General features: G+C 63.4%; 29 protein-coding genes, 1 tRNA gene and 1 pseudogene. 22 read left to right on the forward strand and 9 right to left on the reverse strand.

The genetic code is table 11. The annotated features are described in order from the left end of the window. Positions 1-22: 22 nt before the first annotated feature. Entirely contained in the window at positions 23-643 is a 621-nt protein-coding gene (rplU, locus tag GTW25_RS09035; RefSeq protein WP_252911719.1) for a 50S ribosomal protein L21, read from the reverse strand. 277 nt (positions 644-920) lie between these two features. On the opposite strand from rplU, the gene ggt reads away from it, so the two are divergent. From ggt to GTW25_RS09090, 11 genes and pseudogenes are all read left to right on the forward strand, one after another. Further along, a complete protein-coding gene (gene ggt, locus GTW25_RS09040; protein WP_372493104.1) occupies positions 921-2,579 on the forward strand; it encodes a gamma-glutamyltransferase in 1,659 nt (552 codons plus the stop codon). 30 nt (positions 2,580-2,609) lie between these two features. Continuing rightward, positions 2,610-3,347, forward strand: a pseudogene (locus GTW25_RS20675) (NAD(P)-dependent oxidoreductase); the annotation flags it as partial. Positions 3,348-3,357: 10 nt separating this feature from the next. Then, positions 3,358-4,719, forward strand: a complete 1,362-nt coding sequence (locus GTW25_RS09050; RefSeq protein WP_252911721.1) for an FAD-dependent oxidoreductase — start codon at positions 3,358-3,360, stop codon at positions 4,717-4,719. Positions 4,720-4,796: 77 nt separating this feature from the next. Then, positions 4,797-5,402: a 3-isopropylmalate dehydratase small subunit gene (gene leuD / locus GTW25_RS09055; RefSeq protein WP_252911722.1), complete on the forward strand. Its 606-nt coding sequence runs from the start codon at positions 4,797-4,799 to the stop codon at positions 5,400-5,402. Between the two features lie 15 nt (positions 5,403-5,417). After that, positions 5,418-6,227, forward strand: coding sequence for an Ivy family c-type lysozyme inhibitor (locus GTW25_RS09060; protein WP_252911723.1), 810 nt, complete (start codon positions 5,418-5,420; stop codon positions 6,225-6,227). Positions 6,228-6,299: 72 nt separating this feature from the next. Continuing rightward, a complete protein-coding gene (locus GTW25_RS09065) occupies positions 6,300-7,331 on the forward strand; it encodes a class 1 fructose-bisphosphatase (RefSeq protein WP_252911724.1) in 1,032 nt (343 codons plus the stop codon). A gap of 75 nt (positions 7,332-7,406) precedes the next feature. Further along, on the forward strand, positions 7,407-8,312 hold the full coding sequence (locus tag GTW25_RS09070; RefSeq protein WP_252911725.1) for an alpha/beta hydrolase family protein: 906 nt from the start codon (positions 7,407-7,409) through the stop codon (positions 8,310-8,312). 105 nt (positions 8,313-8,417) lie between these two features. Continuing rightward, a complete protein-coding gene (gene leuB, locus GTW25_RS09075) occupies positions 8,418-9,521 on the forward strand; it encodes a 3-isopropylmalate dehydrogenase (protein ID WP_252911726.1) in 1,104 nt (367 codons plus the stop codon). A gap of 195 nt (positions 9,522-9,716) precedes the next feature. Further along, the gene (locus GTW25_RS09080; RefSeq protein ID WP_252911727.1) at positions 9,717-10,541 is read left to right on the forward strand and encodes a ferredoxin--NADP reductase; all 825 of its coding nucleotides are present in this window, start codon (positions 9,717-9,719) and stop codon (positions 10,539-10,541) included. 60 nt (positions 10,542-10,601) lie between these two features. Then, positions 10,602-10,829 (forward strand): hypothetical protein, encoded by a 228-nt coding sequence (locus tag GTW25_RS09085; protein WP_252911728.1) that lies wholly within the window; start codon positions 10,602-10,604, stop codon positions 10,827-10,829. A 35-nt stretch (positions 10,830-10,864) separates the two neighbouring features. Then, a complete protein-coding gene (locus GTW25_RS09090) occupies positions 10,865-11,272 on the forward strand; it encodes a hypothetical protein (protein WP_252911729.1) in 408 nt (135 codons plus the stop codon). 6 nt (positions 11,273-11,278) lie between these two features. Here the strand turns inward: GTW25_RS09090 and ilvD are convergent, their stop codons facing one another. Then, positions 11,279-13,117: a dihydroxy-acid dehydratase gene (ilvD, locus tag GTW25_RS09095; RefSeq protein ID WP_252911730.1), complete on the reverse strand. Its 1,839-nt coding sequence runs from the start codon at positions 13,115-13,117 to the stop codon at positions 11,279-11,281. Between the two features lie 518 nt (positions 13,118-13,635). Between ilvD and GTW25_RS09100 the strand changes: the two genes are divergently transcribed. The 5 genes from GTW25_RS09100 to GTW25_RS09120 all read left to right on the forward strand — a co-directional run bounded on the left by GTW25_RS09100 (position 13,636) and on the right by GTW25_RS09120 (position 18,369). Next, positions 13,636-14,295 carry a (2Fe-2S)-binding protein gene (locus GTW25_RS09100; protein ID WP_372493123.1) on the forward strand — a complete coding sequence of 220 codons (660 nt, stop codon included), beginning with the start codon at positions 13,636-13,638 and terminating at the stop codon, positions 14,293-14,295. Further along, complete coding sequence (locus tag GTW25_RS09105) at positions 14,292-15,281, forward strand: FAD binding domain-containing protein (protein WP_252911732.1); 990 nt, start codon at positions 14,292-14,294, stop codon at positions 15,279-15,281. The genes GTW25_RS09100 and GTW25_RS09105 overlap by 4 nt, the downstream gene beginning before the upstream one ends. Beyond that, on the forward strand, positions 15,278-17,494 hold the full coding sequence (locus tag GTW25_RS09110; protein ID WP_252911733.1) for a xanthine dehydrogenase family protein molybdopterin-binding subunit: 2,217 nt from the start codon (positions 15,278-15,280) through the stop codon (positions 17,492-17,494). The genes GTW25_RS09105 and GTW25_RS09110 overlap by 4 nt, the downstream gene beginning before the upstream one ends. Before the next feature lie 93 nt (positions 17,495-17,587). Beyond that, positions 17,588-17,824 (forward strand): DUF982 domain-containing protein, encoded by a 237-nt coding sequence (locus GTW25_RS09115; protein ID WP_252911734.1) that lies wholly within the window; start codon positions 17,588-17,590, stop codon positions 17,822-17,824. A 284-nt stretch (positions 17,825-18,108) separates the two neighbouring features. Further along, positions 18,109-18,369: a hypothetical protein gene (locus GTW25_RS09120; RefSeq protein WP_252911735.1), complete on the forward strand. Its 261-nt coding sequence runs from the start codon at positions 18,109-18,111 to the stop codon at positions 18,367-18,369. Positions 18,370-18,372: 3 nt separating this feature from the next. On the opposite strand, the gene GTW25_RS09125 is transcribed toward GTW25_RS09120, so the two are convergent. From GTW25_RS09125 to GTW25_RS09145, 5 genes are all read right to left on the reverse strand, one after another. Then, positions 18,373-18,795, reverse strand: coding sequence for a metallopeptidase family protein (locus GTW25_RS09125; protein WP_252911736.1), 423 nt, complete (start codon positions 18,793-18,795; stop codon positions 18,373-18,375). 51 nt (positions 18,796-18,846) lie between these two features. After that, entirely contained in the window at positions 18,847-19,059 is a 213-nt protein-coding gene (locus GTW25_RS09130; protein ID WP_252911737.1) for a Trm112 family protein, read from the reverse strand. After that, a complete protein-coding gene (locus GTW25_RS09135) occupies positions 19,037-19,708 on the reverse strand; it encodes an LON peptidase substrate-binding domain-containing protein (protein ID WP_252912055.1) in 672 nt (223 codons plus the stop codon). The genes GTW25_RS09130 and GTW25_RS09135 overlap by 23 nt, the downstream gene beginning before the upstream one ends. Positions 19,709-19,819: 111 nt before the next feature. Further along, complete coding sequence (trxA, locus tag GTW25_RS09140) at positions 19,820-20,776, reverse strand: thioredoxin (RefSeq protein ID WP_252911738.1); 957 nt, start codon at positions 20,774-20,776, stop codon at positions 19,820-19,822. A 38-nt stretch (positions 20,777-20,814) separates the two neighbouring features. After that, a complete protein-coding gene (locus GTW25_RS09145; protein ID WP_252911739.1) occupies positions 20,815-21,324 on the reverse strand; it encodes a prolyl-tRNA synthetase associated domain-containing protein in 510 nt (169 codons plus the stop codon). Positions 21,325-21,463: 139 nt separating this feature from the next. On the opposite strand from GTW25_RS09145, the gene GTW25_RS09150 reads away from it, so the two are divergent. The 4 genes from GTW25_RS09150 to GTW25_RS09160 all read left to right on the forward strand — a co-directional run bounded on the left by GTW25_RS09150 (position 21,464) and on the right by GTW25_RS09160 (position 23,873). Then, positions 21,464-21,538 (forward strand) — tRNA-Gly (locus tag GTW25_RS09150). A gap of 710 nt (positions 21,539-22,248) precedes the next feature. Continuing rightward, positions 22,249-22,371, forward strand: coding sequence for a hypothetical protein (locus GTW25_RS20480; RefSeq protein ID WP_290127958.1), 123 nt, complete (start codon positions 22,249-22,251; stop codon positions 22,369-22,371). A 140-nt stretch (positions 22,372-22,511) separates the two neighbouring features. Then, the gene (locus tag GTW25_RS09155; RefSeq protein WP_252911740.1) at positions 22,512-23,285 is read left to right on the forward strand and encodes a Crp/Fnr family transcriptional regulator; all 774 of its coding nucleotides are present in this window, start codon (positions 22,512-22,514) and stop codon (positions 23,283-23,285) included. Positions 23,286-23,447: 162 nt separating this feature from the next. Continuing rightward, positions 23,448-23,873: a hypothetical protein gene (locus GTW25_RS09160; RefSeq protein WP_252911742.1), complete on the forward strand. Its 426-nt coding sequence runs from the start codon at positions 23,448-23,450 to the stop codon at positions 23,871-23,873. On the opposite strand, the gene GTW25_RS09165 is transcribed toward GTW25_RS09160, so the two are convergent. Continuing rightward, a complete protein-coding gene (locus GTW25_RS09165; RefSeq protein ID WP_252912056.1) occupies positions 23,870-24,256 on the reverse strand; it encodes a septal ring lytic transglycosylase RlpA family protein in 387 nt (128 codons plus the stop codon). The two genes, GTW25_RS09160 and GTW25_RS09165, sit on opposite strands and share 4 nt — an antisense overlap. 422 nt (positions 24,257-24,678) lie before the next feature. Between GTW25_RS09165 and GTW25_RS09170 the strand changes: the two genes are divergently transcribed. Together GTW25_RS09170 and GTW25_RS09175 are read left to right on the forward strand one after the other, a co-directional pair. Next, on the forward strand, positions 24,679-24,834 hold the full coding sequence (locus GTW25_RS09170) for a hypothetical protein (RefSeq protein ID WP_252911744.1): 156 nt from the start codon (positions 24,679-24,681) through the stop codon (positions 24,832-24,834). Further along, positions 24,831-25,070 (forward strand): DUF2188 domain-containing protein, encoded by a 240-nt coding sequence (locus GTW25_RS09175; protein WP_252911745.1) that lies wholly within the window; start codon positions 24,831-24,833, stop codon positions 25,068-25,070. Before GTW25_RS09170 ends, GTW25_RS09175 begins: the two co-directional genes overlap by 4 nt. A 70-nt stretch (positions 25,071-25,140) precedes the next feature. Here GTW25_RS09175 and GTW25_RS09180 read toward each other — a convergent pair whose 3' ends face one another. Further along, complete coding sequence (locus GTW25_RS09180) at positions 25,141-25,605, reverse strand: Hsp20 family protein (protein WP_252911747.1); 465 nt, start codon at positions 25,603-25,605, stop codon at positions 25,141-25,143. Positions 25,606-25,772: the final 167 nt, after the last annotated feature.

Raw genomic sequence — 25,772 nt, forward strand, 5'->3', positions numbered from 1 at the left:
AAATCTCCTTTACGTTCTGTTCTTACTCGGCTGCGCCAGCGGCGGCCTGATCGACCTTTGCGCGCGGCGGCTTGCCTGCGATGAGTTCCTTGGCCTGCTCGACCCATTCGTCGCGCTCGATGCGTCCGCCGAGCGAGAGGTCTTCGTCGAGCTTGGCAATCTCGGCCTTCTTGAGCTTGGCGACCTGCTTCAGCGACGTGATGCCGGCCTCTTCGAGCTTGGCCTTCAAGGCCGGACCGACGCCCGAGATCAGCGATACGTCATCCTTGAATTCGCCGGCGTCAGCCGCAGCTTCCTTCTTGGCAGCCGCCTTCTTCGAGGGCTTGGCGCCGTCAACGAGGATCTCCGAGATACGGACCGTCGTCAGGAGCTGGCGATGACCGCGCTTGCGGCGCGAATTCTGGCGGCGGCGCTTCTTGAAGGCGATGACCTTCTCGCCGCGGTTCTGATCGATGATCTCGGCGGAAACCGATGCGCCCGAAACGAGCGGCGCGCCGAGCGTGACGTCGGCGCCATTGCCGTGCGCGAGCACGTCGCCGATCTGGATGACGTCGCCGACATTGCCTTCGAGACGGCCGATTTCGAGAACCTGATCGGCGTTGACGCGGTACTGCTTACCGCCGGTTTTGATGACTGCGAACATTTTTGTCCTTTCTGTTCGTATCCCGGCTCTGGATGCGAGCATCCGGCCGGCTTCTTGTTCAGTCGGTTGACGATACCCCGCTGGATTTTTCCAACAGGAAACCGGCGCAGCGCGAACGCCACACCGGATTTTCGTGCCCGCACATACGCGATGGCTGCCGCGAAGTCAACGCGGCCGGCACGAAGCGAACGGCGATGGCCGCGAAGGTTGCGATCAGCCCGCCGGCCCGCTATCGACACTCCCGTCAGGCGACATGCCGGATGACGGGAGAAAATTTTTGACCCTCCAGGACTTGCCGTTCACTTGCGAAAAGAAGCCGGCGTCCGGCGCCCTCGGCGTCGTGGTGACGAACGCCCCGCTCGGCTCGGCGGCCGGAAACGAGATGCTGGCGATCGGCGGCAACGCGATCGACGCCACCGTGGCGTCGCTCCTGACGCTCACCGTGGTCGAGCCGATGATGGTGGGCATCGCCGGTGGCGGCATATCGCATATCCGGCTGGCCGATGGACGGCATGTGGTGGTCGATGCGCTGTCGACCGCAGGCTCCGCGATGGACGCCGCGATGTTCACGCCCGTCTCGGACCTGCCCGGTCAATACATGGATACGCAGGATCGCCGGAATCTCGTCGGTCCCTCGGCGGTCGCGGTGCCCGGAAATCTGCGCGGCTGGTGCCTGATGCAGGAGAAATACGGCAAACTGCCGTTCGCCGATGTCGTCGAGCCGGCGATCCGCGCGGCCGCACGCGGCTTCACCGTCAGTCACTACCTCAACGGCACGATCCACGAGCATCACGCGGACCTCACCGCCGACCCGGAAATGGCCCGCATGATGCTGCCCGGCGGCGCGCCGGCGGCACCCGGCAGCCGCATGGTGATGGGCGCTTATGCCGAAAGCCTTCGACTGGTGCAGTCGCAAGGTGCGGCGGCGCTGCATGGCGGCGCTCTTGGCATGTCGCTGATCGAGTGGCTGCAAAGAGATGGCCCCGGTGCCAGCGTCCTGACGCTCGATGATCTGCGAGCCTATCGCGCCGTCGAGCGCCAGGCGGTGTTCGGTACCTATCGCGGCTACACGATCGCCGGCCCGCCGCCGCCCGCTTCCTCTGGCGTTCACGTCACCCAGATGCTGAACATTCTGGAGAATTTCGACGTAAGGGCGATGGTCTTCGGCAGCGCCGAGAGCCTCGAACTGCTCGCAGAGGTGATCCGCATCGGCTTCGAGGACCGGCGCGCCGCGTCCGGCGATCCGGACTTCGTCGACGTGCCGGTCGAGCGCTACACGTCCAAGGACTACGCGCGCCTGTGCCTGGAGCGGATCGGAAAGATATCGTCCGTGCCGCTCGCCCTCGATCGGGAAAGCCGCGACACGACCCATGTCACCGTCGCCGACCGCGACGGCAACATCGTTTCGGCGACCCACACGATCAACGGCCTGTTCGGCGCGCGGATCATGGTGCCGGAAACCGGCATCATCCCCAACAATTACATGTTCAATTACGACCCGCGTCCCGGCAAGGCGATGTCGATCGTGCCGGGAAAAAGGGTGCCGACATCGATGGCGCCGATGATCGCGCTGAAAGACGGCAAGCCGTCCTTCGCGCTCGGCCTGCCGGGTGCCGTTCGCATATTTCCCTCCGCCCTTCAGGCCATCGTCAACATCATCGACCACGGGATGAGCCTGCAACAGGCGGTCGAGGCGCCGCGCCTTTGGACCGAGGGCCACCACGTCGAACTCGAACCGGCCTATGCCCCCATGGAGGCGGCGCTGACCGGCAAAGGCTACGACGTTCAACTCGCCAGGACCGTTGGCGGCGGCATGAACGCCATCGGGTTCGCCGACGACGGCATGATGACCGGCGCGGCCTGCTGGCGGGCCGACGGCACGGTCATGGCGCAAGGCGGCGGGCTCGCCCGTCCCGGCGTGCGATTTCACATTTGAAGATCTGGAGATGACATGATGCGCGTGGTGATGCCCGATCCGTCGGCGCCTGACAGGCTGGACCGCATCCGCCCCTATCTGCCCGAGGGATGGGATATCGCCACGCCCGGCTCGCGCAATCCGGCAGAACAGGTCGCCGCGCTTTCGGGAGCCGCCTTCGGCATCACCGGGGACGTCGCCGTCACGGAAGACATGATGGCGGTCGAGGGGCTGCGCGCGATCCACAAATGGGGCGTCGGCTACGACAATATCGATCTCGACGCCGCAAGGCGGCACCGCGTCCGCGTCCTGCGCACGACCGGGTCGAACGCGGTGGCGGTCGCCGAGACCACGCTTGGCCTGATCCTCGCGCTCAACCGCAATATCGTGCGCGGCCATGTCGGCATTCTCGAGGGCGAATGGCGCAAGGGCGAACTCTCGCCGACCTCGATGCGGCTTTCCGGCCGCACGGTCGGCATCGTCGGCATGGGCTATATCGGCAAGGCGCTTGCGCGACTGCTCGGCGGCTTCGGCTGCACGATCCTCTACACCAAGCGCACGAAGCTGAGCGCCGACGAGGAGCGCGCGGCCGGCGTCCGCTTCGCGCCTTTGGACGAGCTTTTGCGGGCGTCGGACGTCGTCACGCTGAACTGCGAGTTCAATGCCTCGACCCGCAATCTGATCAACCGGGAGACGCTTGCGCTGATGAAGCCGGACGCGATCCTTGTCAACGCCGCGCGCGGCGGCGTCATGGTCGAGGAGGACGTCGCCGAGGCGATCCGCGAGGGCAGGCTGCGCGGTGCGGGCGTCGACGTCTTCGCCGTCGAGCCGGTGCCGCCGGGCAACCCCCCTGATCGGCCTCGACAGGGTCATCACGACGCCGCATCTCGGCGCCAAGAGAGTGGAAGCCGATTACGACGTCGTGGTCTGTGGCGGTGGCGCTGCCGGTGTCGCGGCGGCCATCGGCGCAGCCAAGGCCGGGGCCAAGGTCTGCCTCGTCGAGAAATACGGCTTTCTGGGCGGCGCGGTGACGACATCCCAGGTCTACGCCTATTGCGGCCTCTACCAGCAAGGCCGCGAGCCGGTGAAGGCCGTCGGCGGCGTCGGCGAGGAGGTCGTCACGGAGCTGCGTGCTCACGGCCTCGACGGCGAGGCGTTCCGTTCGGAAACCACCGGCAACTGGATCGTGCTTCTGGACGGCGAAGTGCTCAAATTCGCGCTCGACAATCTGGTGCGCCGCCACGGCATCGACGTGAAGCTGCATACCCGCGTCGCCGCCGTGGCGCGCACGGCCGACCGCCTCGAAGCGGTCACGCTTGCCGGCATGGGGGGACGCACGCGCGTCGTCGCCGAAGCTTTCGTCGACGCCTCGGGCGACGCGAACCTTGCCATGCTCGCCGGCATTCCGTTTCGCACCGGCGATGCGGACGGCAAGTTGCAGGCGCTGACGATGCCGATCCGCGTCGGCGGCATCGCGCCCGATCTGGAAATCGACCGCAAGGCGCTACAGGCGGCGATCGCGCGCTACAATCTGGTCGGCGACCATCCGATCCAGCGCACCGATGGCGGCATCATCATTCGCCTGCCCCTGTCGCACGACATGTGGTGGATGACGGTCGACGTCGCCTTGGCCGACCTGACGTCGGAAAGCTTCACCGCCGCCGAGATGGAAGCGCGTGCCCGCGCCAACTCGTATGTCGCCATGCTGAGGCGCGAAATGCCGGGCTTCGAGCGCGCCTATCTCGTGGCGACCGGCCCGCAGATCGGCGTGCGCGAAACGCGCCACCCCGCCGCGCGATACGAAATGACGGGCGAGGACGTTGTGACGGGCAGACTTCGCGACGACGGCATCGCGCGCGCGGCATGGCCGATCGAGCTTCACGGCGAGGCCGGCAAGCCGAGCTACACCTCGATCGGCGGGGCTGGTTACTGCCATGTGCCCTACGATTCCATCCGCGCGAAGGGCCTGGACAATCTGTGGTACGGCGGCCGGGTCATCGGCGCTGACCCGAATGCCTACGGGTCGATCCGGGTGATGGGAACGGCCTTCGCAACCGGGCAGGCCGCCGGCGTCGCCGCTGCCGATCATGTCGATGCCGACCACCGCAACAGCGTGGCCAGCGTCCGCGCACGCCTCATCGCTCAGAACGCGCTGATCTGAATAGGCGGGCTTTGCCTTTGCCGCGCGCTTTGTGTAAACGAAACGCAACATTCGAAACGAAAACGGACTTCGGTAAGATGGAAAAGTTCACGAAGCTGACGGGCGTCGCCGCCCCCCTGCCCATCGTCAATGTCGACACCGACATGATCATTCCGAAGGATTATCTGAAGACGATCAAGCGCACGGGGCTTGCCAAGGGCCTTTTCGCCGAGATGCGCTTCAACGAGGACGGCTCGGAGAACCCGGATTTCGTTCTCAACAAACCGGCCTATCGCAAGGCGCAGATTCTTGTCGCCGGCGACAATTTCGGCTGCGGATCGAGCCGCGAGCACGCGCCCTGGGCGCTGCTCGATTTCGGCATTCGCTGCGTGATCTCGACATCCTTCGCCGACATCTTCTACAACAATTGCTTCAAGAACGGCATCCTGCCGATCACCGTCAGCCAGGACGACCTCGACAAGCTGATGGACGACGCCGAGCGAGGAGCCAACGCAACGTTGACGATCGATCTGGAAGCGCTGGAAATCCATGGACCGGACGGCGGCGTCGTCAAGTTCGACCTCGACGCGTTCAAGCGCCACTGTCTCTTGAACGGCCTCGACGATATCGGCCTGACCATGGAAAAGGGCGTGGCCATCGACGGGTTCGAAAAGAGCTACGCCGAGTCCCGCCCCTGGGCATGAGTGGAGATGCCGGCAATGCGACGCACGATTTCGGTCCTCGCCGGCGTTCTCGCACTGACGGCATCGGCGAGCGCGCAGGATGAGCAGACCGTCGAATTCGCTGGCGCCACTTTCTCGATCACCGAGACGGATGATTACGAAAAAATCCTGACGGCCGATGGCGAGGAGATCGCGCGGGCCTATGTGATCCTGCACGATCGCAACGTGAAACTCGGCGATATCGAGGTTGCGATCTTCCAGACCGGTCCAGGCGGCAATATGTGCGGCACGGTCAGCCTCATGGTCTGGCGCGACGGCGACGAACTCAAGACCGCCGCGTCGCCCGACGATTGCGGCGCACCGCCGCCCGCCGTCACGCAGGACGCGATCTTTTTCGTGCCCTATCTGATGCCGGGGGCGGACGGCGTGGTCCGCCGGTGGACGACTTACGAAGGGATGCAGGCGATCGCCAGGATCGAATATGCGCCCGAGCCCGGCACAGGCTGGGCGGATTTCGACCCCGCCGCGGTGAACTATCCGACCGACGTTTTCCGCAACGCGGAAATCTATGAATTCGCGCAAGAGCTCCTCGGCGAGCAGCTTCAGCAGGTGACGACGGGTCTTCTCGTTTCCGGCGGTCTCGGGCCGTTGGACGACACCGGCATATATGTGGCCAATGGCTGCGTTCCCCATGCCTGCGGCGCTTCCGACAGTTTCATGGCCGTCGATCCGACCGGTCGAAAACTCTATTTCGCGCAGCAGGGCGTCGACGAGACATGGCCGCCGCAGGCCGACTGGCCGGACGAGATCGTCGCCGCGAAGAACGAGGCGATCGGCGACGAGTGATGTCGGTCTGCTTGTCCTGACACAAAAAACGGCTAAACCGTCCCGAACGCTTCCAAACCTTGAGGATCGCCCGTGACGAACAAGACCCTGACCCGATTTCTCGTCGAACAGCAGCGCGAGCAGAATGCGCTTCCCGGCCAGTTGCGCCTCCTGATCGAGATCGTCGCACGCGCCTGCAAGGCGATCAGCCATTCGGTCAACAAGGGCGCGCTCGGCGGAATGCTCGGCGATCTTGGCAGCGAGAATGTGCAGGGCGAGGTCCAGAAGAAGCTCGACGTGATCGCCAACGAAATCCTTCTGGAGGCCAATGAGTGGGGCGGTCACCTTGCCGCCATGGCATCCGAGGAAATGGAAGCGATCTATCCGACGCCGAACCGGTTCCCGCGCGGCGAATACCTGCTCCTGTTCGATCCGATCGACGGCTCGTCCAATATCGACGTCGACATTTCGGTCGGCACGATCTTCTCCGTGCTGAAGGCCCCGGCCGGTGCCGAGAGCCGCGAGATCGACGCGAACGACTTCATGCAGAAAGGCGCGACGCAGGTCGCAGCCGGCTATGCGATCTACGGGCCGCAGACGTTGCTCGTCCTGACCGTAGGCACCGGCGTCTACGAATTCGCGCTCGACCGCGACATGGGCTCCTGGCGCATGACGCAGGCCAACATCACGATCCCGAAGAACTATGCCGAGTTCGCCATCAACATGTCGAACTACCGCCACTGGGCGCCGCCCGTTCGCCGCTATGTCGACGAGTGCCTCGCCGGCAAGGACGGTGCGCGTGGAAAGAATTTCAACATGCGCTGGACCGCCTCGATGGTCGCCGACGTGCACCGCATTTTGAAACGCGGCGGCATCTTCATGTATCCGTGGGACGCCCGCAAACCGGACATGCCGGGCAAACTGCGCCTGATGTACGAGGCGAACCCGATGGCGTTCCTGATCGAGCAGGCGGGCGGCGCGGCCTTTGACGGTCGCACACGCATCATGGATGTCGACGCGACCGCACTTCACCAGCGCGTCGGCGTGGTGCTCGGCGATGCGGAAGAAGTCGAGCGGGTCGTCGCCTATCATCGCGAGCATGACGCCCAGACTGCCAGCGCCTGAACGCGCCGACATCTTGCGTGATGGAACCGACCGCATAGGGCATGGCTTGATCAAGGCCATGGCCTCAAGGGATCGATGACGCCAGCCAGGAAGACATCCCGCCACCTGCGCCGCCCCGCAAGACAGAACGGCCGGGGCTCGTGGGGCGTGCTCGCCGCGATCGCAGCGGCCATCGGCGGTCTTGCAATCGCGGCGGTATTGATGCTGGCGATCGTGCCCGATCATGTCCTGTTTCGCGACAGGCTGGCCTTTTCCATTCTCGATTTCGGCAAAGAGCGCGAGATGCTCCCGCTCGACCAGACGACGCATGACGGATTGACGGTGCGCTCATGGTACGTCGCGCCGCAGGCCGGACGACCCGTCATCGTCTATTTCGCCGGCCGTGACGGCGACATCGTGCGCAAGCCCGCGCATCTCATGGAGCGCGTGGCGGACGGTTTCGGCCTCCTTCTCGTCGGCTATCGCGGCTTCGGCGGCAATCCGGGCGTGCCTCGGGAGATCGACATGCATCGCGACGTCCTCGCGCTTCTGGCAAAGCTGCGCGACGACGGCCTCGCCGGCAGCGGCACGATCCTTTATGGCTATTCCATGGGCTCGGGTTTTGCCGCGAACGCCGCATCGCTCACCGATACGCTCGGCGTCGTCCTCGAAGCCCCGATCAGCAATTTCCTCGCGGCCGTGCGCCAGCAGGCCGGTCCGGTTCCGAGCTTCCTTGTGCGCACGCGGCTCGACAATCTTGCCCGCATTCCCGAAATCCGTGCGCCGATCCTGCTTCTGGCGGGCGGGCAGGATGCGGTGACGCCGCCCTCCTTCGCCCGTGCGCTGGCGGCCGCCAACCCGACATTCGCCAGCGTCGAGATTTTCCCCGACGCCAACCATTTCAGCATCGTGCGCCTTGGCGGGCGCGAGGCGATCGGAGCCTTTCTGGATCGCATCGACAGTCGCAGCATGGCCTCTGGACTATCGCCAAATCCGGCCTGATCGCCTCGAAAGACTGGACGCGAGGCCCCGAGCGCAATATCAGCGGAGCCGACAGAAACTGTCGCAGGGATCACCCCGCGCGACACAATCGACCGGAGGTCCCTCATGGCATCGCGCAAGCTTCTTCTTCTCCCCGGCGACGGCATCGGCCCGGAGGCCATGGCCGAGGTGCGCAAGCTGATCGCGGTCATGAACGAGGAAACGAATGCCGGCTTCGAAACAGAGGAAGGTCTGGTCGGCGGCTGCGCCTACGATGCGCATGGGGCATCGATCTCCGAAGGCGACATGGAAAAGGCCATGGCGGCCGACGCGGTTCTGTTCGGCGCGGTCGGCGGTCCCAAATGGGACAGCGTTCCCTATGAGGTGCGCCCCGAGGCAGGTCTGTTGCGCCTGCGCAAGGATATGCAGCTTTTCGCCAATCTGCGCCCGGCGATCTGCTATCCCGCGCTCGCGCATTCTTCGTCGCTCAAGCCGGACGTCGTCGAGGGCCTCGACATCCTCATCGTCCGCGAACTGACCGGCGGCGTCTATTTCGGCGAGCCGAAGGAGATCATCGATCTGGGCAACGGCCAGAAGCGCGGTATCGATACGCAAATCTACGACACGTTCGAGATCGAGCGCATTTCAGGCGTCGCCTTCGAACTCGCACGCACGCGTCGGGGCGAAGTCTGCTCGATGGAAAAGCGCAACGTCATGAAGTCGGGCGTGTTGTGGAACGAGGTCGTCACGGCCACCCACAAGGCGAAATATGCCGACGTGAAGCTGACCCACATGCTGGCAGATGCCGGCGGGATGCAGTTGGTGCGCTGGCCCAAGCAGTTCGACGTGATCGTTACCGACAACCTCTTCGGCGACATGCTCTCGGACGTCGCCGCCATGCTCACCGGCTCGCTCGGCATGCTCCCGTCCGCTTCACTCGGCGCGCCGGATGCCAGGACCGGCAGCCGCAAAGCGCTCTACGAGCCGGTCCACGGCTCCGCACCCGACATCGCCGGACAGGGCATCGCCAACCCGATCGCCATGATCGCGTCCTTCGCGATGTGCCTGCGTTATTCGTTCAATATGGTGGCCGAGGCCGACCGTCTCGAAGCGGCCATTTCCGCCGTGCTTGACGACGGCATCCGCACGAAGGACATCGCGTCCGAAGGGGTGCAGACCGTCTCGACGAGCGACATGGGCGACGCCATCGTGGCGAAGTTCCGGGCCTGACACCGCTCCATTCCACGAACCGGCCGCGACGCGAAATATAGACGTCGCGGCTGGCGGGATCGGCGCCAAAGCGTTCCCCGACGCCGCATTGCACCAATGGGGCGTCGATGCTATCTCAAGGGCAACTGTCCGCGCCCGCCACGCGTATCACGCGAAGCCGACGGGCGCCGTTTCAAACCGCATCCAAGGATAGCCATGCAGTCCGCCGCGCTTGCCGCCACGAAGAGTGACGCTCCCGAATTTCCCGTGCCGGCCAACACCTACGCCGAAACGGTCGTCTCGGTCACGCACTATACCGACAATTTGTTTTCCTTCCGGATCACACGGCCCGCCGCGTTCCGCTTTCGCTCGGGCGAGTTCGTGATGATCGGTCTGCCCAATGCGCAAAAACCCGTCTTCCGCGCCTATTCCATTGCCAGCCCCGCCTGGGATGAGGAAGTCGAGTTCTATTCGATCAAGGTGCCGGACGGACCGCTGACGCAGCATCTGCAGAAGATCCAGCCCGGCGATACCGTTCTGATGAAGCAAAAGTCGACCGGTACGCTGGTGCTCGATGCGCTGAAGCCCGGCAAGCGGCTGTGGCTGGTCGCGACCGGAACCGGCTTCGCGCCATGGGCGAGCCTTTTGCGCGACCCGGAAACCTATGAGAAATTCGACGAGGTCGTCGTCACAAATACCTGCCGCGACGCGGCCGATCTTGCCTATGGCAATCACCTGATCGCTTCGCTGCACGCCGACCCGCTGATCGGCGAATTGACGGCCGGACGCGTGAAATACATCGCGACGACGACGCGCGAGCCTTCGGCTCACATGGGCCGCATCACGACGCTGATCGAAAATGGCGAACTGTTCCGCATGGTCGGCTGCGCGCCCTTCGACCCGGAAATCGACCGCGTCATGATCTGCGGCTCGATGGCGATGCTGAACGATGTGAAGGCGCTGATCGAGACGCACGGGCTGGAAGAAGGCTCCAACGCCAAGCCCGCCGATTTCGTCGTCGAGCGCGCTTTCGTCGGCTGAACCCCGGAACTTCGACACGGCTGAAACGGTTGCTCTTCATCGAAGCCGATGGAGGCCATCATGAACGACAGCCCCAAACCCCCGCCACGGCGCGGCCTCGAACGCCGCTCGCTGATGATCGTCGCGATCATCGTCGCGGTCGCGCTCGCGATCTTCCTGTTCAGTACGGACGACACGCCCGTCCCGGATGTCCAGAGCGGCGGGCCGGGCGGCGAGATGACCGCCGACCCGCAGCCGGTTCCGCAATTGCCGCCGGAAAGCGAGACGCCGCAGGAACCGGCCAACTAGCCGGGACGTTCTGTTGGGCATCAAGGAGATTGTTCATGAAGATCGACGATATCCGCGTCTCACGCGCTGCCAACGACAGCGGTGCGGCCGAAGTCACGCTCAGCGACGAGGACGGCGCGGAAATCCGCATCTATGTGCCGATAGGCGCGAATGTCGGCGAGGATCGCGCGTCCATTCTCGATGAAGCGCGCAGCCTTCTCGTCGCCGCCACAGATGCGATCGGCGCGCCGACCGCGCTGCCGGACGGGCTGACGCCGGCGAACGGCAATGACGAAGTACCTATCGAGACTCTGGAAGCGGCCGATGGCGGCCGGCCACTGGAATCGCTCGAGGAAGACGACGACAACGCCTATCAGGAACCGGACGAGGCGCTTCCCGACGAGCGCGAGGAACAGGCGCTTGCCGCCGGCCTGACGCGGGGCCGCTTCGGCGACCCCGCCTGACCCGGTCTATTCCGGCAGCATGCGCACGGCGCCCTTGTCGGCGCTGGTCGCGAACGCGGCGTAGGCTTTCAGCGCCGTCGTGACGTTGCGCTTGCGGGGAGAAGATGGCTTCCAGCCGGCCTTGTCCTGTTCGGCGCGGCGGCGCGCAAGTTCGTCGTCGTCGACCGCGAGTCTGATCGTGCGGCCCGGAATGTCGATCTCGATCGAATCGCCGTCCTTGACGAGGCCGATCGTGCCGCCATTCGCCGCCTCCGGCGAGACGTGGCCGATGGAAAGTCCCGACGTGCCGCCGGAAAACCGCCCATCGGTCAAAAGCGCGCAGGCTTTCCCGAGGCCCTTCGACTTCAGATAGCTGGTCGGATAGAGCATTTCCTGCATGCCCGGCCCGCCTTTAGGTCCCTCGTAGCGGATCACCACCACGTCGCCGGCCTCGACCTCGTTGCCGAGAATGCCCTTCACGGCGGCATCCTGGCTTTCGAACACCTTGGCGGGGCCGGTGAATTTCAGGATCGATTCGTCGACGCCCGCCGTCTTCACGATGCAGCCGTCCAGCGCGATGTTTCCGCTGAGAACCGCAAGCCCGCCATCCTTGGAGAACGGGTGCTGCACGTCTCGGATGACACCGTTTTCACGGTCGAGATCGAGTTCCTTCCAGCGCGCCGCCTGACTGAAGGCAACCTGCGTGGGGATGCCGCCCGGTGCGGCGGAAAAGAGTTCGAGCGCGGCCGGATTGTCGGTGACGGCGATGTCCCAGCGGTCGATGGCGTCGCCCAGCGTCTTTTCGTGTACTGTCGGCAGATCGCGATGGATGAGGCCGCCGCGGTCGAGTTCGCCCAGGATGGCCATGATGCCGCCGGCACGGTGAACGTCTTCCATGTGCACGTCGGACTTGGCCGGAGCGACCTTGGACAGGCACGGCACTTTGCGCGAAAGCCGGTCGATATCGTCGAGCGTGAAATCGATCTCGCCTTCATAGGCGGCGGCAAGGATGTGAAGGACCGTATTGGTCGACCCACCCATCGCGATGTCGAGCGCCATCGCGTTTTCGAATGCGCGCTTCGACGCGATATTGCGGGGCAATGCCGTTTCGTCGTCCTGTTCGTAGTAGCGTTTTGCCAGACCGACGATGCGCTGGCCGGCTTCCAGGAAGAGGCGCTTGCGGTCGGCATGCGTGGCGAGCGTCGACCCGTTGCCCGGCAGCGACAGGCCCAGCGCTTCCGTCAGGCAGTTCATCGAATTTGCGGTGAACATGCCCGAACAGGAACCGCAGGTCGGGCAGGCCGAGCGCTCGATCACCTGCACGTCTTCGTCCGACATGGTCTCGTCGGCGGCCGCGACCATCGCGTCGACGAGGTCGAGCGCGTGCGTCTTGCCGTCGGACAGCACGACCTTACCGGCCTCCATCGGGCCGCCGGACACGAAGATCGTCGGGATGTTGAGGCGCAGCGACGCCATCAGCATGCCGGGCGTGATCTTGTCGCAGTTGGAAATGCAGACCATGGCGTCCGCGCAATGCGCATTGACCATATACTCGACCGAATCGGCGATGATCTCGCGGGAGGGCAGCGAATAGAGCATGCCGTCATGGCCCATCGCGATGCCGTCATCGACGGCGATCGTGTTGAATTCCTTGGCGACGCCGCCGGACGCCTCGATCTCGCGCGCGACGAGCTGGCCGAGATCCTTCAGATGCACATGTCCCGGCACGAACTGCGTGAACGAATTGACCACGGCGATGATGGGCTTGCCGAAATCACCGTCCTTCATCCCGGTGGCGCGCCAAAGGCCGCGTGCGCCGGCCATGTTGCGGCCATGCGTGGTGGTTCTCGACCGATAGGGGGGCATGCGTGTCTCCTCGTCGCCGGGGCTTGCGAAACGAATGGCCGTTTCGGGTGGCCCGCACGTTATTTTCTTACCAATCGCGCCGTTGATACCGGGCTTGAGGCTTGAGGGAAAGCCCGGACGAAGCTTGGCGGTGGTGGAAAAGAAAAGGCCCGTCGGGGGAGGAGATCCGACGGGCCAGATTTCGTGCGGTGCGGGAGGAGGTGCACCGCAGTCTTGTCTCGGGCCAGGGAGGAGGTTGGCCGTTGACAATCCGAACATAGAAATTCGGCCTCGATTGTGCAATGCAATAAATTGCATGGCAGCCATGCAAAACTGCCTGCGCCGCTTTGACGTGCCTGCAAGCCATTGGAAAACATGACGCTGGGAAACGTGCCGCCATTTTCGGCGACCTGCGAAAAATTCCAGCAAGACGCACTGCCGCAAGACACTACCGCATCGCACCATTTCTGAGCGCGCTTATTTTTTGCGGGAACTTGCTGCACCTGTCGCCGGTTAGGTTGATGAAGCAGGTGCGGCGCGTGTCAATCGGGCACGACGGCAAAGAGGAACAAGGCGATTTTCCCGATTTCCCGCCTTGGCCAACGAAACGGCAGACGAGCCTCTATCCTGTCCGCGCCGCACCTGTTCTCACCAGCCACACGCGTCGTGACGCGCGAAGCCAAAAAGGTCAGCACCGAATGTATCCCCTTCAACTGACGATCAACGGCAAGGCGCACGAGACGAACGTCGACCCGCGCGTGAGCCTGCTCGATCTCCTGCGCGAAAATCTCGGTCTGACCGGCTCGAAAAAGGGGTGCGACCACGGCCAGTGCGGCGCCTGCACGGTGATCGTCAACGGACGTCGCATCAATTCCTGCCTGTCGCTCGCGGTCAGCCATGATGGCGACGAGGTGACCACGATCGAGGGCATGGCGAGCGATGACGGGCTTTCTCCCCTGCAGGCCGCCTTCGTCAGACACGACGCGTTTCAATGCGGCTATTGCACACCGGGACAGATATGTTCCGCGACCGCCCTTCTGGAGGAACTGGAGCGCGGCGAGCCGAGCGTCGTAACGAAAGAACGCGTGGAACTTGCCGACGAGGAAATCCGCGAGCGCATGTCCGGCAATCTGTGCCGCTGCGGAGCCTACAACAACATCATCGATGCCATTCTCGAAGTCGCGGAGGCGCGCGCATGAAACCGTTCAACTATTCCCGCGCCGCCGACGACAAGGCGGCGGTCACGTCCGCGCGCGGCCAGGGCGCGCGTTATCTCGGTGGCGGCACCAATCTGATCGATCTGATGAAGCATGAGATCGAGCAGCCCGATGCGCTTGTCGACGTGTCGCGCCTGCCGCACGAGGCCATCGAAGAGACGGGCGACGGCGTGCGGATCGGCGCGGCGGTGACCAACAGCGCACTCGCCGGCGACCCCATTATCCGCGAGCGCTATCCGCTTTTGTCGACGGCTCTCCTGTCCGGCGCGACGATGCAATTACGCAATCGCGCGACGACCGGCGGAAATTTCCTCCAGCGTACGCGCTGTCAGTATTTCTACGACACGCAGCGCGCCTGCAACAAGCGCGAGCCGGGTTCGGGCTGTGACGCGGTCGGCGGGTTGAATCGATTCCACGCGATCCTCGGCGCAAGCGAGCAATGCATCGCCGTCCATCCCTCCGACATGGCGGTCGCGATGGTGGCGCTCGGTGCGCATGTCGAAACGGCGCTCGGCGAGGGAAGCGGGCGCACCTTGCCAGCGGACGCCCTGCACCGCCTGCCCGGCGACACGCCGCATATCGACCATCAGTTGCGCCACGGCGAGCTGATCACCCATGTCGTCCTGCCCAAGGCAGCGGAACACCAGCTCTATCGAAAAGTGCGCGACCGGTCGTCCTATGCGTTCGCCGTCGTCTCGATCGGCGTCGCATTCGATCTGCTCGAAGGGAACTTCATGAATGTTCGCATCGCGCTTGGTGGCGTTGCACACAAGCCGTGGCGCGCCGCACGGGCCGAAGAGATTCTGGAGGGCAAGGCACCCTCGCCCGAACTGTTCGCCAAGGCTGCTGACGCCGAACTCGCGGAGGCTCGGGGCTACGGCCACAATGATTTCAAGATTCCGCTGATGCGCCGGCTGATCATCGCCAGCTTTGGCGAAATGACGGCCAAACAGGAGAATGCGGCATGAGCGAGCACCCCAAGGGATTAATCGGCCAGCCGCTCGACCGCGTCGAGGGTCCGCTCAAGGTGACGGGACAGGCGACCTATGCCGCGGACTGGCGCGGAGACGAGCCGCATCTGATTGGCTTCATCGTCGAATCGCCGGCCGCCAAGGGCACGATCACCGCACTCGACACGAAAGAAGCGGAGGCTGCGCCGGGTGTCGAACTCGTTTTGACGCATCTCAATACGCCCAAGCAGATTCCATTCGGCGAGCGCAACGACGACGGCAATTTCGCGCAATCCCATGCGATGATGCGCACCGATCACGTCCGCTATGTCGGCTATCCCGTGGCGCTCGTCGTTGCCCGGACGCTCGAAGAGGCGCGCCACGCGGCATCGCTGGTCAGGTTCGAGATCAAGGCGGATGGGGACGCAATCTTCGATCCCGTTGCCAACGAAAAACTGGCCGAGAAGCCTGACGCGCTCGACGGTGCCGAAGAAGTGGACACCGATACAGGCGATTTCGATGCCGCATGGGCGGGTGCGTCCCACACGGTCGAAGCCGAATTCCACACATCCGGCCAGCACGCGGCGGCGATGGAGCCGCATGCGACGGTGGCCGAATGGGATGGCGACAGGCTGACCGTCCATATGGCGATCCAGATTCTGTCGGACGCGCGCAAGGGCTTCGCCAATACGTTCGATATCGATCCCGAGAGTGTCCGGATCGTCTCGCCCTATATCGGCGGCGGTTTCGGCTCCAAGCTGGGAATCCACAACGAAGCCATTCTGGCGGCGCTTGCGGCCAAGGTGACGGGCCAGCCCGTCCGGGTGAATCAGCACAGGCGCAACGTGTTCTCGAACGGACCGCACCGCTCGCGTCATCGCCAGCGCCTGAAGGTCGGCGCAGACGATCACGGCAACATCGTCGCCATCCATCACGATTCGCTCGCCGCCATGTCGCGCGACTATCCGTTCGCCGAGGCTCCCGCATCGCCGACGCGCGGCAGCTACGCGACCAAGGCGATGCACACGCAACATCGTGTGGTCGAAGCCGACATTCCCAAGGTCGACGCCATGCGCGCGCCGGGCGAGGCGATCGGCACGCTGACCTTCGAGGCGATCATCGACGAACTCGCGCATGAATGCGGCGTCGATCCGGTCGAGTTCCGCCTGCGCAACGAACCGGAAAAAGACCCGAACTCCGGCAAGCCCTTCTCGGATCGCAAGATGCGTCGATGCCTTCTGGAAGGCGCGGAGCGGTTCGGCTGGAACGGTCCCGCTTCCCGGCGCGAAGGCGACTGGCTGATCGGACACGGCATGGCGGCGGCGATCCGTCCCAACATGATGATGAAAGCCGAGGCCGCGATGGAGCTGGCGCCAGACGGCAGGCTCGTGGTTCGCCTCGATATGACCGACATCGGCACCGGGACTTACACGATCCTGACCCAGATCGCGGCTGAAGCCATGGGCATTGCTCCGGACAAGGTGACGGTGGAACTCGGCGACACCGACTTTCCCGAGACCTGCGGTTCGGGCGGGTCGTTCGGCGCAGGCTCGACGGGAACGGCCGTGCTGGACGCTGCCGAAAACCTGAAGGCCGACCTTTTGTCGCGCGCCGCGAAGGCGGATCGCGACTGGAAAGGGGTGAACAGCAAAGCTTTGCGGATCACCGACGATATGCTGTCGCTCGATGAGCGTTCGCTGCCGATCTCCGCGCTGGACGACGGCAAGGCGATTTCGGCCAAGGGCAGCGCCAGTCCCGGCAAGGCGCATGAGAACATGGCGCAATATTCCTACGGGGCGCAATTCGCCGAGGTGGCGGTCGACGCCGTGACGGGCGAAATCCGCCTGCGTCGCCTGACGGGCGTGTTCGATGCCGGGCGAATCCTCAACGAGAAGACCGCGCGCTCGCAATTGATGGGCGGCATGGTCTTCGGCATTGGCGCTGCATTAATGGAAGAAAGCCTGATGGACGATCGCTACGGCGCGTTCATGAATAGGGACCTGGCCGAGTACCATATCCCGGTCAACCGCGACGTGCCGCGCCTCGACATCCACATGATCGAGGGTTTCGACGCGAATTCGAACCCGCTCGGCTCCAAGGGCATCGGCGAACTCGGCATATGCGGCGCGGGACCGGCGATCGCCAATGCAATCTTTGCGGCGACCGGCGTGCGCGTGCGCAAATTCCCGATCCATATGGAAGATCTCATGGAAAAACTGCCGCCCCGATAGCCTTGTATCGATCCGCCCTTCTTTTGCCGTATTGACGGGAACCTTATTTCACGAAAGACATTCATCGTACACAATGCGTGAGGAGGCGCCGCGATGTCCGATTTCCAGTTTACCGAACCGGTTGTCCTGCGGGCCGGCGGCCACCTCCTCGAGGTGCGCGATGCGTTGCAGGCGTCGCGTGCTCTGACCGAGTCCTGGCCCGAAACGCGCGGAAAATGGTACTATGCGGCCAATCGCGCCTGCCGCAGCGCGGTCAAGGGTGAAACGTCCGCCATTCTTGCCCGGCGCATGTTCAAGGAAGCCGTGGACGAATCGCGCCTCGGCGCATGACGAATTGTCGCGGGACGATTTGCATAGCTTCCATGCAGTTTTTGAGATTGCCAAAATAATCATCTGACGCCACATTGGAACGGTCGACGGATCAACCTCCTCCCTGATCCCAGACAGTTGCGGCGCACCTCCTCCCGCGCCGCATGAAATTGGCCCGCCGGACCTCCTCCCCTGGCGGGCCTTTTCACATCTGCGCTAACCTTCACGCTTACCGGAGCTTAAGTCTTGTCGGGCACAATCGTGCGATGGCAAGGCGACGCAAAAGCAAGACCGGAAAATGGCTCGTGACCGTCGCGCTCGTCGCGGCCCTCGGTGGCGGAGCCTATTGGTGGGCCGCAAGCAGCAACCGCCCCGCGCCGTCGATTTCGACCGGCAAGGCACCGGCAGCCGCAGCACGCTCCGCAAATCCGAAGAAACCGACCGCCCGCGTTCAGGAAACGCGCAGCGCCGCATCTCCGGCGCGTCCGGTCGCGCCCGCTAGCATGCCGGTCGATCGCGTGAAGAAGACGACGGTCCCGCGCCCGGCAATCCCCATCGGCGGATAGGCGTCAGGTCGCGTTCTCTTCGATCTGTTCCATGTCGTCGTCGGACAGGCCGAAATGATGACCGATCTCGTGGATGAGGACATGGGAGACGATGTCGCCCAGAGTTTCCTCGTTCTCGGACCAATAATCCAGGATCGCGCGGCGATAGAGCGTGATGCGGTTCGGACCATCGCCGGATTGCGGATTCCAACGCTCCGCGATGCCGACGCCCTCGAAAAGCCCCAGGAGATCGAACGGCGTTTCGAGCGCCAGATCGTCCATGATTTCCTCGGTGGGAAATTCCGCGATCTGGATGACGATTTCGCCCGTCAATTGCCTGAACGCGTCGGGCAAATGTGCGTAGGTTTCCAGCGCCAGCAACTCGAACTCTTCCAGCGAAGGGGAAAGCTGATCATGCCAGGCGCGCGTTTTATAAATACGGCCCATGCTGCGCCATATAGAGCGTTTGCAGATGGAATGCGACCCCCGCACGCAAGGTCACTCGCCTTCGCCGTCCTGAAGATTGCGCGCCTCCGAGGGCAGCATGATCGCGATCCCGTCGCGGATGGGATAGGCAAGCCGGGCGTGGCGCGAGACCAGTTCCTGCTTCGCCTTGTCGTAGGACAGCGTGCCCTTGGTCAGCGGACAAACGAGCAGTTCGAGAAGCTTGGGATCGGTGATGTTCACCCTACTGGATGCTGTTTCCGACATCCTTGCCCTCCCTGGCCAGCGCCATCTCGGTGATGGCGATCAGCGTTTCGGCGCGTGTCTTCAGGTCGGGCGCTTCCAGGAGGGCCTGTTTTTCGGCCGCGCCGTAAGGCGCCATCATGGACAGCGCATTGACCAGCGACGCGTTCTCGGCCCGCCTTATGCTGGCCCAGTCGGCATCGAGATCGTTTGCCTCCAGATAGGACTGGAACGCCCGCAACAACGCCGGACGGTCAGGCTCGCTCGTGTCGGACGCGCTGTCGAGATCGGCGACGAACGGCAGAACATGGCCCTGCCGGAACGGCGTGCGCGCGGGTTGCTCGCGGTCGAGCCTGAACCGGCACACGCCCTGAAGCGAGATCAGATAACGCCCGTCTCCGGTTTCTGCAAACGACGTCAGCCGGCCGAGACAACCGACATCGCACAAGAGCGGCTCGCCATCTTCGCGGCGCGTTCCGTCCAGGGCCGGCTGGATCATGCCGATGACGCGATGCTTCGGCAGCACGGCGTCGATCATCGCCAGATAGCGCGGCTCGAAGATGTTGAGCGGCATGCGCCCGCCCGGCAGCAGAAGGGCACCTTCAAGCGGAAACACCGGAACGGTCTCCGGGATGTCCTTTGCGCTGCGATAGCGTGCATTTCCCGCTTGCACGGACGACTCCATTTTCGACTCCGATCAGTGCGTTCCTGTGGAACGCGCGACCGTTTTCTAATGTGGAGCAGCCGCCACGAAGCTCAATAGCGGGCCTGCGATTCGAACCGGTCACGAAAACAGAAGCGAGGAAAGCTTGCGGCGCGCGGCGAGCGTTGCCGGGTCCGCCATGCCCCAGGCCTCGAAGAATTTCAGAAGCTGCGCCCGCGCACCGTCCTCGCGCCACTCCCGATCGGCCTTGACGATGGCAAGCAGGCTGTCGGTCGCCGCCGTCCGGTCGCCTTGCGCATTCTGGATCAAGGCGAGGTCGAACCGAGCATCATGATCGGCCGGATTGGCCTCGAGCCGCCTGGCCAATGCCTGCGGATCGCCGAGAGCCGCGACCTGGGCGTCGAGTTCGAGCCGGGCCTTGACGGCAGCGATTTCGGGCAGCCCGGCCTTGTCTTCGGCAACCTGTTCGATCACCGAGCGGGCATCGTCCGTCTGGCCGGCATCGAGAAGCAGCGAGGCGAGCGCAGCGCTTGCCTGCGGATGACCGGGCTCCTCACCGAGAACGGCGGAATAAATCTGCACGGCACCTTGCAGGTCGCCTGCCTGTCGCGCTTCGGACGCCGCAGCCAAAGCGTCCTCAATGCCCGTGGCCGCAGCGCCGGGCCCGGCGACCTTGTCGATGAATTCGCTGATCTTGCTTTCCGGCACCGCGCCCATGAAGCCGTCGACGGGCTGCCCGTCCTTGAAGGCTATGACCGCGGGAATCGACTGGATGCCGAGCTGGCCTGCAATCGACGGATGTTCATCGATGTTCATCTTGACGAGCTTGACGCGCCCCGCGGCGGCGGTCACGATTTTTTCCAGCGCCGGCTGAAGCTGCTTGCACGGCCCGCACCACGGCGCCCAGAAATCCACGAGCACGGGCTGGTTGCGCGATTCCTGCACCACGTCGGCCGCAAATGTCGCCGTCGTCGTGTCCTTGATCAGGTCGGCCGCCGGCGCCGCACCGCCGCCGATGAGGTCGGAGCCTCCTTCGAACGAAGCGGCGAAAGCGGGAGGGGCGAAATGGCGGTGCATCGGCTGTCCTTTCGGTGAAGCGGGCGGCAAGACTGCCGTCAATGTGGCAAGGGCGTCGAAACATTCAAGATCAGCGGCTCGTGACCCGTTGCCCGCAGGAATGTCAGAAGATCGTCGCGACGGATCGAAGTCGTCGCGTCGTTGGCCAGCGGATGGGCGTTGATCGTTTCGTTTTCCATCAACGCGCGGTCGAGCACGATGGTGACGTCGTGGCCCCCATCGTTGATCGCCCCGAACACGGTTACCGCGCCGGGCGTGACGCCGAGATACTCCATCAGCTTCTCCGGCTTGCCGAAGGAGACGCGCGACGATGCGCCGATGACCTGATGAATTTGCTTGAGGTCGACCGTGGCCGTCTCCTCGACGGCCAGCAGGAAGAAGCGGTCCTTCTTGTCCTTGACGAAGAGGTTCTTGGTATGGCCGCCCGCGATCCTCCCGCGCAGGGAGCGCGATTCCTCGACCGTGAAGAGCGGCGGATGGGAAACCGTGACGACGTCGATCCCAAGATCGGCGAGCATCGCAAAAAGGTCGTCGGCTGTTTTCGGCATCAGGACCGCCTATCGAACGAAGATTGCCGCCGTCTTAATGGCTGAGGCTCCGTTACGAAAGCTGCGGCGATCAGATTCTCTGTTGCATTCGTCCGGCAGTTCCGTCATATAGGCGCGGTTTCCGGCGCTGCCGGTGCGAGCGGGTGTAGCTCAGGGGTAGAGCACAACCTTGCCAAGGTTGGGGTCGAGCGTTCGAATCGCTTCACCCGCTCCAATTAAACAAGCATCAAAAAGCCGCGGTTCGCCGCGGCTTTTGTGTTTTAAGGCAGTTGTAGAACCCTGTAACGCAGATCGTCGCTATCGAGGAACCCGAACAGCCTCCGCCCGGTGACCTTCATCGCCCGATGCGTGGTTCCAGCCGTGATCGAAACGTTTTTACGACCGAACTCGGCCGGCGTGCTATCGGCGGCTGCATCTACAGCTCCTGGAATCCCTCAGTCCTCACTATCATTGGAAATGATCTGAATCATTGCATCTGTGCCCTGCCGCAAATCGCGTCTGTTACGGCGGCATCCTTATTCTTAAAGCTACGATCACCGCGCAGTGGTTGTCATAACCGACACAGTCAGTTTGGTTGCCTCGGATCGCATTTTCCGAACTGCTAAGTCAAATGGGTGAACCCATGCTTCCCGAGCGCATCATGATCGATGCGATGCATCTAAAGGCCACCGCAAGGCGGCGAGCCTCTATAAAAAGGGGATGTTCCCCGTCGTATCGGGCGAACCAAGGGCGGGCTGAACTCCAAGTTCCACACCGTCTGCGACGGTGAAGGTCGGGCGGTCATTCTGCTTCTGCCGGAAGGCCAGACGAGCGTCCACAAGGGCGCACGCCTGGAGCGCGACGCCTTGCCCCAGGTGTCATCGCCGATCGCGGCTACGACAGCGTCTAGTTCCGCGTGGAACTCGAAGCCCAAGGCGTCGAGCCATGCATCCCGTCCAGCCGCAGCCGCTCAAGGACTGGAGGCGCATCGCAACCCGCTACGATCGATGCGCGCATGCGTTCTTCTCGGCCATTTGCATCGCAGCAGCCGTCATCTTCTGGATCTGACTAATGTGTCCTGAGCCTAGATGAGAAAAGACTAACAAATGTGAAGGCAGGCCGATCGGGACTTCGCTAAATCGAATAACCATCATCGCAGTGCATCCGCGCTGTGAAAGACATCAGTTCTGTTCGCCTGGGTTTTGCCCTTGCTCAATACCTTATTCCTGAAAGTCGGCCAGCGCGGCCAGACTGGCGAGCCACTCGCCGGCCTGGCGGAGCTTGGATTGCGTGAGCGGCAGACCGCGCGCAACCAGGATCTGATGCGGGAAGGCGACCGCTCGGCCAGCGTCACCCTTCTCACGAACGGTCTGGCGGCGCGCTACAGGCTCCTGTCGAGCGGGCGGCGGCAGATCACGACGCTGCTCGTGCCCGGAGACTTTCTCGATCTGTCGAGCCTTTTGGTGCGCGGCCGCGACTTCGGCGTCGTGTCGCTCAGCCCCTGCCGGATCGTCACCTTCGAGCATGATCAGTTGCGAAAGCTGTGCGAGTCCAGCATTTCGGCGACGATGCTTCTTTGGCAGGAAACCGTCGTCGAGGCGGCCATTCAGCGCGAATGGCTCGTTTCCATGGGCCGCCGTACGGCGAAAGGCCAGATGGCGCACCTCATCTGCGAATTGAGGGTGCGGCTGGCGGCGGTGGGGCGCGGCGAAAATGCCTCCTTCCATCTGCCCCTGACGCAGACCGAACTTGCCGACGTCGTCGGTCTGTCGCCCGTGCACGTCAACCGCATATTGAAGGAGTTGCGGCGCGACGGGCTCGTCGCCTGGTCGAATTACGTCATCCGAATCCTCGACTGGGAACGGCTCGCCGAGATCGGTGAGTTCAATGCGGCCTACCTTACAGCAGGCCCGGTTGAAGCGTCCGCCAACGGGGCGTCGGCAAAAACACCTGACAACGCGCAGCAGGCTGCAGGCCGGTAATTTCCAACTGGGTCGAAAACGCAATCGTCTGGAGCGGTACGATCGCCTCGATCGACGCCCATCACGAAAATGAGAGGGAACCGGGAGGTCCGCCCGACGTTTTCGGGTCTGTATCGCATTACGCTGCGACTACTCAGGCACGCACCAGCAAGGCAGACGAACATGGCAACCGCTCCCGGATTTCACGCAACCAAAGCAGCCGCGATCGCGGTTTTGGCTGCCGGGCTTGTGCCGGGAATTGCGGGCGCCGTCATGCTGCCCGAGCATGGGCCCATTCCTACGGAACGTCCACGAGCCGAGGTCGCCGATGCGGTGAAGACCGCTCCGCCCCCGCGCGACGTGGTGCAGATTTCCACGAGCGCGCAGGAGATACCAGAAGTACGCCGAAATGTGCGCGTCGTCGGCGCGAACTTCCTGCCCGCCTCCGAGGAAAGCATCGACTTCGCGTCGATGAACGCGCAGCCTTCCCTTGCAAGCCAGGCCGAGAATTTCGTCATGGCGACGGTGACGCGTCTGTTCGAAGGGGCGGGCGAAGAACAGCCCTTGCAGGTTGCCGCGACGACGAACCAGGCGAACGTATCGCCTTAAAGCACTTCGATCTTCACCGGGGCGACACCCTGCTTGATCATACCCACGGCCTGTGCCGCACCGCGCGACAGGTCGATGACGCGATTGCCGGCAAACGGGCCGCGATCATTGATGCGAACCGTCACCACTCTCCCATTGCGCTGGTTGGTGACACGGACTTTGGTCCCGAACGGCAACGTCTTATGCGCCGCCGTCATCTCATGCATATTGTAGCGTTCGCCATTGGCGGTGGTTCGTCCGTGAAACTTGCCGCCATACCAGGAGGCCGAACCCGTGATGGTTTTCAAGGTCTGAACCTTGTCGCCGGCGTGAACTGGAAAGCTGACTGAAAACGCCAGAGCGCACGCAGCGAATGCGGTCTTTGCCGCCCTTGAATGAAGCATTGTTGAAGTTACCCTGTCGGTCACGAAATGAGGAAAATGTCGTGCCGGGCAACTGGAGGGCCGATTGGGCCAGACTTGGTAAGTATTTAGGAGATTCCAAGGCGATTCCGTGATCGCGCAGGAGGTGATTTCGGCTTTTCTTGGCGAAATATGCCGACACAAAGGACCGAAATTCCAGAAATTTATACTAGTGAACCCCGCATCTACGGTGGTTTGATCGAATTTCGATCCGAAGTAATCCGACACCGATCAGTCCATTCGAATTGTGACGTCGGCTGTGAAATCGGGCTGACGTTCACGCGGGGCATTCGCGAGAGCAATTCGAACATGAGCGATCTACGGAACAAGTCACCCGGTCTAGTGGTTGACAGCCCGAATGCGTGACAGGCGTGCGCCGCCTCGACAAGGGAGAATGATTTCCGATGATCCGTCTGCTGCTGATGGCGCTTGGCGCCTACACACTCTACCGAATCTATGCTCCGGTCGAAACCGGAGAGCCCCCACAGCGCATCGCCGACCAGCGGGCAGGCACGAGACGCGCTAAAGGACGGCGACGCGCTGCCGGAGCGCGGTCGTGACGAAAGTCGTTTACGAAGTCGTCGAGCATGATGGCGGCTGGGCCTACAAAGCGGGCGACGTCTTTTCCGAAACCTTCCGGACGCGCGACGCAGCCCACAAAGCCGCCGAGCGCGCCGCGGCCGAACAGCAGACGGGCGGGAACGACGAAGCGATCGAATATCAGGACCGCGAAGGCGTCTGGCACGAGGAACGCGCCAGCGGCGGCGACCGGCCCGAAACCGAAGTGAAGGATTGAGCCTTTTTAGACGGCTCGTGTAAAAACGGCGTCCCTCGAGGACGCCGTTTTTTATTCAGGCCATGCCTTCTCAGTTGACGGTCTGGCCTTCGATCTGCTTGGTGCCGGACGTTCCGGGCTGGATCGCGATCTTGCGCGGCTTCATGTCTTCCGGCACCGAGCGCTTCAGCTCGATATGCAGGAGGCCGTTCTTGAGGAGCGCGCCGACGACCTCGACATGGTCGGCCAATTGGAAGCGGCGTTCGAAAGCGCGCGCGGCAATGCCGCGGTGCAGGAATTCGGACGTGTCGTCCTTCGCTTCCGGCTTTTCGCCCTTCACGGTCAGCACATTGCGGTGCGCCTCGATCGAGATGTCCTCTTCGCCGAACCCGGCGACGGCCATCGAGATGCGGTAGGCGTCCTCGCCGGTGCGTTCGATGTTGTAGGGCGGGTAGGACTGGCTGGTCTCCGGCTGTCCGAGTGAATCGAGCATCGTGAAAAGGCGGTCGAAGCCGACGGTCGAGCGATAGAGCGGTGAAAAATCAACGTGACGCATGGGGTCTGTTCTCCATTCGAGCAACATGGTTTGCGTGGAACGCGGTCGGGAAAACCTTTGGTCTTTCCTCGTGGCGTCCAGCGGTCCCGACATCGGCGACCGCCCAGCAAAGGTGGGTTTTCGTCCATCGCGTTTCAAGAGACGCTGCATGGCTGCCTGATGAACGC

Origin of the sequence: Aliihoeflea aestuarii, assembly GCF_024105665.1 — a bacterium.
Classification (GTDB): domain Bacteria; phylum Pseudomonadota; class Alphaproteobacteria; order Rhizobiales; family Rhizobiaceae; genus Aliihoeflea; species Aliihoeflea aestuarii.